The organism is Pseudomonas sp. TAE6080, assembly GCF_018732265.1.
GTDB lineage: Bacteria > Pseudomonadota > Gammaproteobacteria > Pseudomonadales > Pseudomonadaceae > Aquipseudomonas > Aquipseudomonas brenneri.
The window spans coordinates 111,868-124,849 of the sequence record NZ_JAHIDY010000008.1 but is presented as its reverse complement, the minus strand read 5'-3'; the positions used below and the strand labels follow the sequence as shown (position 1 = coordinate 124,849).

General features: G+C 59.6%; 10 protein-coding genes. 7 read left to right on the top strand and 3 right to left on the bottom strand.

Annotation, left to right across the window (positions count from 1 at the left end; translation table 11 throughout):
* Positions 1-48: 48 nt before the first annotated feature.
* Positions 49-1,977 carry a transglycosylase SLT domain-containing protein gene (locus tag KL786_RS08675; RefSeq protein WP_215517330.1) on the bottom strand — a complete coding sequence of 643 codons (1,929 nt, stop codon included), beginning with the start codon at positions 1,975-1,977 and terminating at the stop codon, positions 49-51.
* Between the two features lie 212 nt (positions 1,978-2,189).
* Here KL786_RS08675 and KL786_RS08670 point away from each other — a divergent pair, with 212 nt between their 5' ends.
* Positions 2,190-4,106: an ATP-binding cassette domain-containing protein gene (locus tag KL786_RS08670; RefSeq protein WP_065942391.1), complete on the top strand. Its 1,917-nt coding sequence runs from the start codon at positions 2,190-2,192 to the stop codon at positions 4,104-4,106.
* A gap of 94 nt (positions 4,107-4,200) precedes the next feature.
* Here the strand turns inward: KL786_RS08670 and KL786_RS08665 are convergent, their stop codons facing one another.
* The gene (locus KL786_RS08665; RefSeq protein ID WP_032863318.1) at positions 4,201-4,638 is read right to left on the bottom strand and encodes a universal stress protein; all 438 of its coding nucleotides are present in this window, start codon (positions 4,636-4,638) and stop codon (positions 4,201-4,203) included.
* A 105-nt stretch (positions 4,639-4,743) separates the two neighbouring features.
* On the opposite strand from KL786_RS08665, the gene KL786_RS08660 reads away from it, so the two are divergent.
* Positions 4,744-5,181 (top strand): hypothetical protein, encoded by a 438-nt coding sequence (locus KL786_RS08660; RefSeq protein ID WP_215517329.1) that lies wholly within the window; start codon positions 4,744-4,746, stop codon positions 5,179-5,181.
* A gap of 238 nt (positions 5,182-5,419) precedes the next feature.
* On the opposite strand, the gene KL786_RS08655 is transcribed toward KL786_RS08660, so the two are convergent.
* Positions 5,420-5,761, bottom strand: coding sequence for a hypothetical protein (locus tag KL786_RS08655; protein ID WP_215517328.1), 342 nt, complete (start codon positions 5,759-5,761; stop codon positions 5,420-5,422).
* A 17-nt stretch (positions 5,762-5,778) separates the two neighbouring features.
* Here KL786_RS08655 and fadB point away from each other — a divergent pair, with 17 nt between their 5' ends.
* The 5 genes from fadB (at position 5,779) to KL786_RS08630 (ending at position 12,861) form a co-directional block, all read left to right on the top strand.
* Positions 5,779-7,926: a fatty acid oxidation complex subunit alpha FadB gene (fadB, locus tag KL786_RS08650; protein ID WP_032863316.1), complete on the top strand. Its 2,148-nt coding sequence runs from the start codon at positions 5,779-5,781 to the stop codon at positions 7,924-7,926.
* Positions 7,927-7,955: 29 nt separating this feature from the next.
* Positions 7,956-9,131 (top strand): acetyl-CoA C-acyltransferase FadA, encoded by a 1,176-nt coding sequence (fadA, locus tag KL786_RS08645; RefSeq protein WP_029300086.1) that lies wholly within the window; start codon positions 7,956-7,958, stop codon positions 9,129-9,131.
* Between the two features lie 95 nt (positions 9,132-9,226).
* Positions 9,227-9,463, top strand: a complete 237-nt coding sequence (locus tag KL786_RS08640; protein ID WP_071483627.1) for a DUF1653 domain-containing protein — start codon at positions 9,227-9,229, stop codon at positions 9,461-9,463.
* A gap of 114 nt (positions 9,464-9,577) precedes the next feature.
* A complete protein-coding gene (gene topA, locus KL786_RS08635; protein WP_215517327.1) occupies positions 9,578-12,199 on the top strand; it encodes a type I DNA topoisomerase in 2,622 nt (873 codons plus the stop codon).
* A gap of 140 nt (positions 12,200-12,339) precedes the next feature.
* Positions 12,340-12,861: a DUF6586 family protein gene (locus KL786_RS08630; protein ID WP_032863313.1), complete on the top strand. Its 522-nt coding sequence runs from the start codon at positions 12,340-12,342 to the stop codon at positions 12,859-12,861.
* The last annotated feature ends 121 nt before the right edge of the window (positions 12,862-12,982 follow it).

The window sequence follows — 12,982 nt, the reverse complement described above, 5'->3', positions numbered from 1 at the left end:
TCACAACGCGGGCACTTGCTGCTTCAAGCTTGCCGCTTTCGGCTGTTGTTACTGGTCATCAAAATAACGCTCGTGCCAATCCACCAGCGGTTGTGGCGAGTTGAGCTTCTGCCCGTAGATCACCGAATAAGACAGCACGTTCTGCACATACTGACGGGTTTCGTCGAACGGGATGCTTTCCACCCACACGTCGAAACTCAGGTGATCGGCGCCGCGCAGCCATTGGCGCACGCGCCCAGGCCCGGCGTTGTAGGCGGCAGACGCGAGCACGCGATTGCCGTTGAACTGGCTGTGCACCTGGCTCAGGTAGGCGGCGCCGAGTTGGATGTTCTTGTCCGGGTCCAGCACCTGCTGCGGTGACGCCAATGGGATGCTGAATTTGCGCGCGGTTTCCTTGGCGGTGGCGGGCATCAGTTGCATCAGGCCGCTGGCGCCAACGCCGGAGCGGGCGTCATCCATGAAGGCGCTTTCCTGGCGAGTGATGGCAAACACCCAGCTCGAATGCAGGCCACGGACCTTGGCTTCACGGACCAGGGTGTCGCGGTGGGCCATGGGAAAGCGGATATCCAGGTCGTCCCAGTACTTGGCCTGGCTGATGGTGCGGATCGCCGGGAAGTACCACTTCATGTCATAGGCGAGCTTGGCCTGGGCGACCATTTCGTCACGGTTGAAGTGGCGGCTGACGTGATACCACTCGCGGCGGCCGTCGACGATCTGGCCACGGGCATAAAACTCCAGGGCGCGGCGCACACCCGGGGTGTTGCGCACCTTGTTGATCAGGGCCTGGCTCATGACCAGAGGCTGGTTGTTCAACTGATAGGGGGCCTGGGAGCGATCCGCTGCGAGGAAGCCATAAAAATCCCGCTCCTTTGCCAGGCCTTTGTACAGCACCAGCGCTTGCGGGTTCTTCGGCTCGGCCAGTTCCAGGGCGCGGGCCTGCCAGTAGCGCCAGCGGTTGGTCGTGGCCAGGTCCTGAGGCAGCTTGCGTGTCAACTGGTAGGCATCTTCCCAGCGGGCCAGGCGCAGCAGCAGGCGCAGGCGCCATTCGGAGACGGTGTTGTCACGCAGCTCCGGGTCGTACTTGGTCATCACGTCCAGGGCGCGGGGGTCATAGCGTCGCGCCAGGGTCAGGCCGATTTCCCGGGCGATGGACACTTTTTCGTCACGGGAGAAGTGCATGCTGCTGGCATAACCATCCAGCAGGGCCATGGCTTGTTCCGGGTCCTGGCGCGCCAGGCGGCGCAGGCCCAGGCCGACAGCGTCGGACATGGCTTCAGTGGCCGGCAGGAAACGCGAGGGGTCACTGAGCATGGCGGGCTTTTGCGCCACGTCCACCATCAGGCGGCCCTGGGCACCCAGGGTGGGCAGGGTTTTCACCAGGCTGTTGGCCAGCGGATAGTTGCGGGCTTCGGCGGCGAGTTTGGCGCGGCCCCAGATCTTCTGCTCGGTCAATTGACCGGCGGCGGCCCATTGGCCAAAGGTGGCATCACAGGCAGCCGGTTGGGATTTGCCGGTCATCCACAGGGCTTCGGCGGTCTTGTAGCCTTCGGCCTTGAGGTTGTTGCTCAACTGGTATTGGCCGTGCAGGCAGTCCAGCTCGGTGAAGTTGAGCTTGGCGTCGTAGTACTTTTCAAAGGTCTTCCAGTCGCCACGCTCGGCGAGCCAGCGCAACCAGCGCAGCTTCATCCAGTTGGCCTGGGGCAGGTCGCCATGCTTGGCCAGGAACTGTTCGATTTCCTGGTTGCTCGCGGATTTGAGGCGCGCGGTCAGTTCGTCGTAGGCCAGGTAGGGCGTCAACGGGTAATCGGCCAGGGCCTGGCTGTATTGCATGTACGGGCCGGTGTCGCCCTTGGCCAGGGCCCGCTTGGCTTGGTCGTAATATTGGCGTTGGGTGGTCAGGTCCACTGCCTGGGCAGTCTGGACGGCGGTGGAGGAAAGAAGCAGGCAAGATAAAAAGCTGAAAAGGCGACTGCGCATGAGACGTCCGTGCAAAGAAATCAGGACTAGTGCCGGCGCCGCCGACACTGATTGCCCCTAGCTTAGCCTTTTGCCCGCAGCCGGTGAAAGCTTTGCAGGCCGCTTCGCTGAAGTTCTCAGGAAATGTCCTACAGAACGTGTCGGGCATGAAAATGCCGGCCGCTTCAGCCCCCAACTCAGGTAGAATGCGCGCCCAGTTTTTGGAGAAGCGTATGACCCTGCTCAAATTCAGCGATGTGTCCCTTGCTTTCGGCGCTATGCCGTTGTTGGACAAGGTGTCCTGGCAGATCGCCCGTGGTGAGCGGGTGTGCATCATCGGCCGCAACGGCACCGGCAAGTCCAGCATGATGAAGCTGGTCAAGGGCGACCAGAAGCCCGATGACGGCTCTGTGTGGCGTGCCCCGGGCCTGAAGATCGGCGAGTTGCCGCAAGAATTGCCGGTGGCCGACGAACGGACCGTGTTCGACGTGGTTGCCGAAGGCCTCGACGGTGTAGGCGAATTGCTTGCCCAATACCATCACCTGGCGCAGAACTGCGTCACCGAGGAAGACCTGGACAAGCTGATGCACGTCCAGCAAGACCTTGAAGCCCGTGATGGCTGGCGCTTGCAGCAACTGGTCGACAGCACCTTGAGCCGCCTGCAACTGCCGGCCGACAAGACCCTTGCCGAACTGTCCGGCGGCTGGCGTCGCCGGGTGCTGCTGGCCCAGGCCCTGGTGTCAGAGCCGGACCTGCTGCTGCTCGACGAACCGACCAACCACCTGGATATCGGCGCGATTGCCTGGCTGGAAGAAGCCCTCAAGGACTTCCAGGGCGCCGTGCTGTTTATCACGCACGACCGTTCTTTCCTGCAGAACCTTGCTACGCGCATCCTCGAACTGGATCGCGGCGGCCTGATCGACTGGAACGGCGACTACGCCAGCTTCCTGGTGCACAAGGAAGCCGCGCTGTCCGCTGAAGAAACCGCCAACGCGCTGTTCGACAAGAAACTGGCCCAGGAAGAAGTCTGGATCCGCCAGGGCATCAAGGCGCGCCGCACCCGTAACGAAGGCCGTGTACGTGCCCTGAAAGCCTTGCGTGTCGAGCGTAGCGAACGTCGCGAGCGCACCGGCAAGGCCAATATCCAGCTCGATACCGCCGACAAGTCGGGCAAGCAGGTCATGGTCCTGGAGAACGTCAGCTTCCATCACCCGGATGGCCCGTTCCTGATCAAGGACTTCTCCATGGTCCTGCAGCGCGGCGACCGTATCGGTCTGCTGGGCGCCAACGGTACCGGCAAGACCACTTTGCTCAAGCTGATGCTCAGCGGTCTGCAACCGACCAGCGGCACCGTGGAAGAGGGCACGCGCATCGATGTGGCCTACTTCGACCAGTTGCGCCACCAGTTGGACCTGGAAAAGACCGTGATCGACAACGTCGCTGAAGGCCGCGACTTTATCGATATCGACGGCCAGAGCCGCCACGTGCTGAGCTACCTGGGCGACTTCCTGTTCAGCCCGCAACGTGCCCGCACACCGGTCAAGGCCTTGTCTGGTGGTGAGCGAGCGCGCTTGCTGCTGGCCAAGCTGTTCAGCAAACCGGCCAACCTGCTGGTGCTTGACGAGCCGACCAACGACCTCGACGTGGAAACCCTCGAACTGCTGGAAGAGGTCCTGCTGACCTTCAACGGCACCGTGCTGATGGTCAGCCACGACCGGGCATTCCTCGACAACGTGGTCACCAGCACCCTGGTCTTCGAAGGTGAAGGCAAGGTGCGTGAATACGTCGGTGGTTATCAGGACTGGCTGCGCCAAGGCGGATCGCCGCGCCTGCTGGGCGTGACCGAGAGCAAGTCCGGCAAGGCCGACTTGAACTCTGCGGTGGTTGCACCTGCCGCTGCTGAACCTGTTCAGGACGCTGCGCCGGCGGCCAAGAAAAAGCTCAGCTACAAGTTGCAGCGTGAGCTGGAAGCCTTGCCGGGTGATATCGACGCCAAGGAGCAGCAGATCGCTGCTGTGGAAGCCGAAATGGCTGACGCGGGTTTCTATCTGCGTCCTGCGGCGGAAACGGCCAAGGTCATCGAGTCCCTGGAGAAGCTGAACCAGGAGCTGGAAGTGCTGGTTGAGCGTTGGGCCGAGCTGGATGCCTGATTGATTCGGCGGCAATAAAAAACCGGCGCTCTTAGGAGCACCGGTTTTTTTATATGAAATGCAAGCCAGCTCCTACATTTGATTTGCAGTGTTCTTACGAGCTCTTTACCAGCTTCACTGCCAGTACGTCGCACGGCGCGCCGTGCAGTACATCATTGGCCGTGGAGCCCAGCAGCAGCGCCAGGCCATGACGCCCATGGCTGCCAACGACGATAAGGTCGCAGTTCTGTTCTTTGGCCAGGTGATGGATTTCCTGGCGTGGTTGGCCATAGGTCAGGTGGCTTTGGTCTTTTTTCAACGCGGGATACTTGGCAATCAGCCGGTCCAGGCGCTCCTTGGCCTGATCGAACTGCTGCTGTTGCAGTTGCGACAGGTCCATCGGCACATCGCCGCCAAAGGCCATGGCCATGGGTTCGACGATATGCACCAGGGACAGCTTGACGCTATCGCCGGCGATGGCCACGGCGCGCTTGATCACCGGATCGCACTCTTCGGTCAGGTCCACGGCGACCAGAATATGTTCGTAAGTCATGAGGCGTTCCTCCAGGGGACTGCAATAAGTTCAGTATGGCTGCTTTCAAGCGGATGGGGTTGCGTCAGGTCAAATCCGCTCATCTAGAAATTCGGGAGTACACATATGACGGTCTGGATAGTGGTGTCAATCCTTGTGGTGGTGTTGAGCCCCCTGGCATGGCTGCGACCTTCGCGCCACCAGAGCGGGCGCATGGCCCTGCGCATGGAGGCCCGCCGCATTGGCCTGGCGATGCAATTGTCGCCCCAGGAATGGCCGCACTGGCTCAAGCAGGAGCCGCCCAGCCCTTGTGCGCAGTACTGTCGGCCACGGCGTGGCAGTCAGCCGGCCCTCTGGTGTTACTGGCAGTTGGAGCCGGGGGTGTGGGTCAATCAGTGGCGGGAAATCTGCGTTGACGAGAAGTTGTTGCCGCATTTTGCAAAGCTGCCGGATAACGTCTACAAAATCGAAGCCGACGGGCAAATGATCGCCTTGTATTGGGGTGAGAAAGGCGAATTGAGCGTCTTGCAGGACATCAATGCCTTGCTCAAGGCCCTGGCCTGACAGCGTTCCACTGTTCCACTGTAGGAGCGAGCTTGCTCGCGAAAATCGTCAACGATAACGCGCCAAACCTGGTTTAACGCGGTGCGCTCAGGTTTTTCGCGAGCAAGCTCGCTCCTACAATGACGAAATCACAGGCAATAAAAAGCCCGACATCATCATCGGGCTGGAGTTGGCCAGGCAGGCCGGTAATTCTTCGATTCATCGCGCCGCGCATTCGCACAGGCGTTCAAACGTGCGGCTAGCCTAGCCGGATATTCGCCGCTGTACAGGCCTTTTCTAAGCTTTTTGCATTATTGATTATGTGAATGCCTGCGCATTGATTCGCCTTGGCGGTTCTGAAATGACTGAAAAGTCGCGTTTTAGCGGCCCTTTCGAGCGATTGACAATTGTCGGAAATTGGCTGAAGGTGGCGTACCCAAATCAAACGGGCGTATGAATTGAGTGTTTGTCTGTCAGACATCTCAGACATAATCCCGACTATCGCATTGGCGGGTGTGCCTGGCGCATTGGCGTAAGCATTGACGTAATGATCAATGCCCGACCAGAGGCCAGCGTCCAGTGTGTACTGTTCAGCTTCCATATCGTGGAGATCAGTTGATGATTTACGAAGGTAAAGCCATCACGGTTAAGGCTCTTGAAAGTGGCATCGTCGAATTGAAATTCGACCTCAAGGGTGAGTCCGTCAACAAGTTCAACCGTCTAACCCTGAACGAACTGCGTCAGGCCGTAGACACCATCAAGGCTGATGCATCGATCAAAGGTGTGATCGTCTCCAGCGGCAAGGACGTGTTCATCGTCGGCGCTGACATCACCGAATTCGTCGACAACTTCAAGCTGCCCGATGCCGAGCTTGTGGCTGGCAACCTCGAAGCCAACAAGATTTTCAGCGATTTCGAAGACCTCAACGTGCCGACCGTTGCCGCGATCAATGGCATCGCCCTGGGCGGCGGTCTGGAAATGTGCCTGGCCGCGGACTTCCGCGTCATGGCCTCCAGCGCGAAAATCGGCCTGCCGGAAGTCAAGCTGGGCATCTACCCAGGCTTCGGCGGTACCGTGCGCCTGCCACGCATCATCGGTGCCGACAACGCCATCGAGTGGATTGCCGCCGGCAAGGAAAACCGTGCTGAAGACGCGCTGAAAGTGGGTGCAGTCGATGCCGTGGTTGCTCCGGATAAACTCGCAGAAGCTGCACTGAACCTGATCAAGGGCGCCATCAGCGGCGAATTTGACTACAAGGCCAAGCGTCAGCCGAAGCTGGAAAAGCTCAAGCTCAACGCCATCGAACAAATGATGTCGTTCGAAACCGCCAAGGGTTTCGTCGCCGGTCAAGCGGGTCCTAACTACCCGGCTCCGGTCGAAGCGATCAAGACCATCCAGAAAGCCGCGAACTTCGGTCGCGACAAGGCCCTTGAAATCGAAGCCGCCGGCTTCGTCAAACTGGCCAAGACGTCTGCTGCCCAGAGCCTGATCGGCCTGTTCCTGAACGATCAGGAGCTGAAGAAAAAGGCCAAGGCCTACGACGAAATCGCCAAGGACGTGAAACAGGCTGCCGTCCTCGGCGCCGGTATCATGGGTGGCGGTATCGCTTATCAGTCGGCGTCCAAAGGCACGCCGATCCTGATGAAAGACATCAACGAGCACGGTATCGAGCAAGGCCTGGCAGAAGCCGCCAAGCTGCTGGTGGGCCGCGTTGATAAAGGTCGCATGACGGCTGCGAAGATGGCTGAAGTGCTCAACGGCATTCGTCCTACGCTGTCCTACGGCGATTTCGGCCACGTCGACCTGGTGGTCGAAGCGGTTGTCGAGAACCCGAAGGTCAAGCAAGCGGTACTGGCTGAAGTTGAAGCCCAGGTCAAGGACGACACCATCCTGGCGTCCAACACCTCGACTATCTCTATCACCTTGCTGGCCAAGGCCCTCAAGCGTCCGGAAAACTTCGTCGGCATGCACTTCTTCAACCCGGTGCACATGATGCCGCTGGTGGAAGTGATCCGTGGCGAGAAGTCCAGCGAGCTGGCCGTTGCCACCACCGTTGCCTACGCCAAGAAAATGGGCAAGAACCCGATCGTCGTCAACGACTGCCCGGGCTTTTTGGTCAACCGCGTGCTGTTCCCGTACTTCGGCGGTTTCGCCAAGCTGGTCAGCGCTGGCGTGGACTTTGTGCGTATCGACAAGGTCATGGAGAAATTCGGCTGGCCAATGGGCCCGGCGTACCTGATGGACGTGGTCGGTATCGACACCGGCCACCACGGTCGCGACGTCATGGCTGAAGGCTTCCCGGACCGCATGAAAGACGACCGTCGTTCGGCCGTTGATGCGCTCTACGAGGCCAAGCGCCTGGGCCAGAAGAACGGCAAGGGTTTCTACGCCTACGAGACCGACAAGAAAGGCAAGCAGAAGAAAGTTGCCGATCCATCGGTTCACGAAGTGCTGGCACCGATCGTCTACGAACAGCGTGAAGTGTCCGACGAGGACATCATCAACTGGATGATGATCGCCCTGTGCCTGGAAACCGTGCGTTGCCTGGAAGATGGCATCGTTGAAACCGCCGCCGAAGCCGATATGGGCCTGGTGTACGGTATTGGTTTCCCTCCATTCCGTGGTGGTGCGCTGCGTTACATCGACTCTATCGGTGTGGCCGAGTTCGTTGCCCTGGCTGATCAGTACGCTGATCTGGGCCCGCTGTACCACCCGACTGCGAAGCTGCGCGAGATGGCCAAGAACGGCCAGAGCTTCTTCGGTTAAGTGCCCAGACGACTAGAGCGAGAATATTTATGAGCTTGAATCCAAGAGACGTCGTGATTGTCGACTTCGGTCGTACTCCGATGGGCCGCTCCAAGGGCGGCATGCACCGCAACACCCGTGCCGAAGACATGTCGGCGCACCTGATCAGCAAGCTGCTGGAGCGCAACGTCAAGGTCGACCCGAACGAAGTCGAGGACGTGATCTGGGGCTGCGTCAACCAGACCCTGGAGCAGGGCTGGAACATCGCCCGCATGGCGTCCCTGATGACGCAGATCCCGCATACTGCTGCCGGCCAGACCGTCAGCCGCCTGTGTGGTTCGTCCATGAGCGCACTGCACACTGCCGCCCAGGCGATCATGACCGGCAACGGTGATGTGTTCGTGGTCGGCGGCGTGGAGCACATGGGCCACGTCAGCATGATGCACGGCGTCGATCCAAATCCGCACATGTCGCTGTACGCGGCCAAAGCCTCGGGCATGATGGGCCTGACCGCAGAAATGCTCGGCAAGATGCACGGCATTACCCGTGAAGCCCAGGACGCTTTTGGCCTGCGCTCGCACCAGCTCGCCCACAAGGCAACCCTGGAAGGCAAGTTCAAGGATGAGATCATCCCGATGAACGGCTACGACGAGAACGGTTTCCTGAAGCTGTTCGACTACGACGAAACCATTCGTCCGGATACCACCCTGGAAAGCCTGGCGGCCTTGAAGCCGGCATTCAATCCAAAGGGCGGCACCGTGACTGCCGGTACTTCGTCGCAGATCACCGATGGTGCCTCGTGCATGATCGTGATGTCGGCCCAGCGCGCCCAGGACCTGGGGATCCAGCCTCTGGCAGTGATCCGTTCCATGGCCGTGGCGGGTGTGGACCCGGCGATCATGGGCTATGGTCCAGTACCGGCCACACAAAAAGCCTTGAAGCGCGCAGGTCTGAGCATCTCCGACATCGACTTCTTCGAGCTCAACGAAGCTTTCGCCGCACAGGCCCTGCCCGTGCTGAAAGATCTGAAAGTACTCGACAAGATGAACGAGAAGGTTAACCTGCACGGCGGTGCGATTGCCCTGGGCCACCCATTCGGTTGCTCCGGTGCACGTATTTCCGGCACTTTGCTTAACGTGATGAAGCAAAATGGCGGCAACCTTGGGGTTGCAACCATGTGCATTGGTCTCGGCCAAGGCATTTCTACCGTCTTCGAACGCGTCTAAGCGTTGAGTTGACGGAAGCCGGGGCCCAGTGCCCCGGTTTTTGTTTTTTGGAATTTTTAATTTTTTTTTAATAAATTTTGTAAGAGGGCCAGAGCATGAAAGTCGAACCAGGGCTCTACCAGCATTATAAAGGTCCCCAGTACCGCGTTTTTAATGTGGCGCGGCACTCCGAGACCGAAGAAGAAGTGGTGTTCTACCAAGCACTGTATGGCGATTACGGCTTTTGGGTGCGCCCCTTGAGCATGTTCCTGGAAACCGTCGAAGTTGACGGCAAGCAGGTCCCGCGCTTTGCTTTGGTGCAGGTCGAACCCAGCCTTTTTTCAGGGCAGTAACGGCCGGTTGCGCAGAATGCTGCGCTTGACCTCACTGTGTTGCCACTATATATAGCGTTGCCGCGTCAGGCGCCAACCGCCTTTCTCTTCTCGAATTCAGGAATTTTCCGATCCATGGGCAAATCGCTGGTCATTGTGGAATCCCCGGCTAAGGCCAAGACCATCAACAAGTACTTGGGTAACGAGTACGTGGTGAAGTCGAGTATCGGCCATATCCGAGACCTGCCCACCAGCGGTTCGGCTAGCGCCAGCAAGGAGCCTGCTGCCAAGCGCGGCAAGGCGGCTGCGGGCGAAGGTCCGGTGCTCTCGCCTAAAGAGAAGGCGCGCAAGCAGCTGGTCTCGCGCATGGGTGTGGACCCGGATCATGGCTGGAAGGCCAAGTACGAAATCCTTCCGGGCAAGGAAAAGGTCATCGAGGAGCTGCGCCGGCTCGCCAAGGATGCTGACACCATCTATCTCGCAACGGACTTGGACCGCGAAGGGGAAGCCATTGCCTGGCACCTGCGCGAAGCCATTGGTGGGGACGACAGCCGCTACAAACGCGTGGTGTTCAACGAAATCACCAAGAAGGCGATCCAGGAAGCCTTCTCCAAGCCAGGCGAGCTGGACATTGACCGCGTCAATGCCCAGCAGGCGCGGCGCTTCCTCGACCGCGTCGTGGGCTACATGGTCTCGCCGTTGCTGTGGGCGAAGATCGCCCGTGGCTTGTCCGCTGGCCGTGTGCAATCGGTCGCGGTCAAGCTGGTAGTGGAGCGCGAGCGCGAGATCCGTGCGTTCATCCCTGAAGAATACTGGGAAGTCCACGCTGACCTCGGCACCGCCAAGGGCGCGACCGTGCGCTTTGATGTGGCCCGCGAGAAAGGCGAGGCCTTCAAGCCGCTTAACGAAGCCCAGGCCATGGCCGCGCTGGAGAAGCTCAAGGCTTCCAGCTACAGCATCGTCAAGCGCGAAGACAAACCGACCAGCAGCAAGCCATCCGCGCCGTTCATCACCTCCACCCTGCAACAGGCCGCGAGCAACCGCCTGGGCTTCGGGGTGAAGAAGACGATGATGATGGCCCAGCGTTTGTACGAAGCGGGCTACATCACGTATATGCGTACCGACTCCACCAACCTGTCGCAAGACGCGGTGGCGATGGCGCGCACTTATATTGAAAGCGAATTCGGCAAGAAGTACCTGCCGGAGAAGCCGAACGTCTACAGCAGCAAGGAAGGCGCACAAGAGGCTCACGAAGCGATTCGTCCGTCTGACGCCAATACCGAGCCAAGCAAGCTCACGGGCATGGAGCGCGACGCTGAGCGCCTCTACGAGCTGATCTGGCGCCAGTTCCTGGCCTGCCAGATGCTGCCGGCGCAATACCTGTCCACCACCGTCACCGTGGGTGCCGGGGACTTCGAGCTGCGTGCCAAGGGTCGTATCCTCAAGTTCGACGGCTACACCCGTGTGATGCCGCAAATCGCCAAGCCCGGCGATGATGACGTGCTGCCAGACATGGCCCAGGGCGATGTGATGAAGCTGATCAAGCTTGATCCGTCCCAGCACTTCACCAAGCCGCCTGCGCGTTATTCGGAAGCCAGCCTGGTAAAAGAGATGGAAAAACGTGGCATTGGTCGTCCTTCGACCTACGCGGCGATCATTTCCACCATCCAGGATCGTGGCTACGTGGCCCTGCATAACCGTCGTTTCTATTCGGAAAAGATGGGCGATATCGTCACCGAGCGTCTGTCCGAGAGTTTCTCCAACCTGATGGACTACGGCTTTACCGCCGGTATGGAAGAGAATCTCGATGACGTGGCCCAGGGCGAGCGGGACTGGAAGAATGTACTCGACGAGTTCTATGGCGACTTCAAGAAGAAACTCGAAGTAGCCGAGAACCCGGAAAACGGTATGCGTGCCAACCAGCCGGTGATGACGGATATTCCGTGCACCACCTGCGGTCGGCCGATGCAGATCCGCACTGCGTCTACCGGTGTGTTCCTCGGTTGTTCGGGTTATAGCCTGCCGCCTAAAGAGCGCTGCAAGGCCACCGTCAACTTGGTGCCAGGTGATGAAATCGCTGCCGATGACGAGGGTGAGTCCGAGTCGCTGGTACTGCGTGGCAAGCACCGTTGCCCGATCTGCAGCACCGCCATGGATGCTTATCTGCTGGATGAGAAGCGCAAGTTGCACATCTGCGGTAACAACCCGGATTGCAACGGCTACGAAATCGAAGAAGGCACCTACCGCATCAAGGGCTATGAAGGGCCGAGCCTGGAGTGCGACAAGTGCGGCAGCGAGATGCAGCTCAAGACCGGCCGTTTCGGCAAGTTCTTCGGTTGCACCAATGCGACCTGCAAGAACACCCGCAAACTGCTGAAAAGCGGTGACGCGGCGCCGCCGAAGATGGACCCGGTGAAGATGCCTGAGCTCAAGTGCGAGAAGGTCAACGACACCTACATCCTGCGTGACGGCGCTTCGGGCCTGTTCCTGGCGGCCAGCCAGTTCCCGAAAAACCGCGAGACCCGTGCACCCCTGGTGATGGAGATCGTGCCGCACAAGGACGAGATCGATCCGAAGTACCACTTCCTGTGTGAAGCGCCGAAGAAGGATCCCGACGGTCGTCCGGCCGTGATCCGCTACAGCCGCAAGACCAAGGAGCAGTACGTGCAGACCGAAGTAGACGGCAAGCCTACGGGTTGGAAAGCGTTCTACGACGGCGGCAAGTGGAAGGTCGAGGACAAGCGCCAGGGCGCTTGATCTGTAGGCGCGAGCTTGCTCGCGAAGGTCGTTAACGATGACGCGATAAACCTGGTGCACTGCGGTGCTCTCAGGTTTTTCGCGAGCAAGCTCGCTCCTACAGGCCGTATCATACTTATGTCGTTGTGGAGACTGCTGTCATGGCTAACGAACTCTATACCCGTACCAACCAGAAAATTTACTTCGCGGGTTTGTCCCTGGACGCCCTTGGCCGTGCCGAGGAAGGAAAGGAGATGAACGCTATCGCGCTGGTCCAGGCGGGGCGAGAGTCGGCGTTATTCCATCTGTACGGCGCCTTGCTGGGTCTGTGTCATGAAATTGCCGGCTTCTATCGCTTGCCCCAGGCGCATGCGCCACGGGCCGAGGATATCCTGACCCGCGAGGTGCTAGAGTCCTTGGCCATCCCTGAGTTGGCCGAGTTGGTGGAAATGGCCCGCAGCCCTGACAGCTGGCTGGCACGTTTGCTGGCTGCGCATTCGGCGATGTTCCAGCCGCCGCGTGTGCCGCACAAGCCCAAGGGTGATGTGACCCAGCCGCTGATCGTTGCGGTCAGCCTGGAAGAGGAAGGTCCCGAGCCACTGAGCCGGGCCGAGTTGGAGAGCTGGCGCCAGGAGCTGAAGAAGCTGGCTATCCGCTTTCGGGATGGCTTGAACGAGTGCTGAGTGGCAGGGCAATGTAGGAGCCGGCAAGCCAGCTCCTACAGACCATTCATCAAGCCGCAAAGAAAGCTGTTCAGATCCTGAGCGAGGCCGCGTTGATGACTGATATAATGCCGGCCTTTCG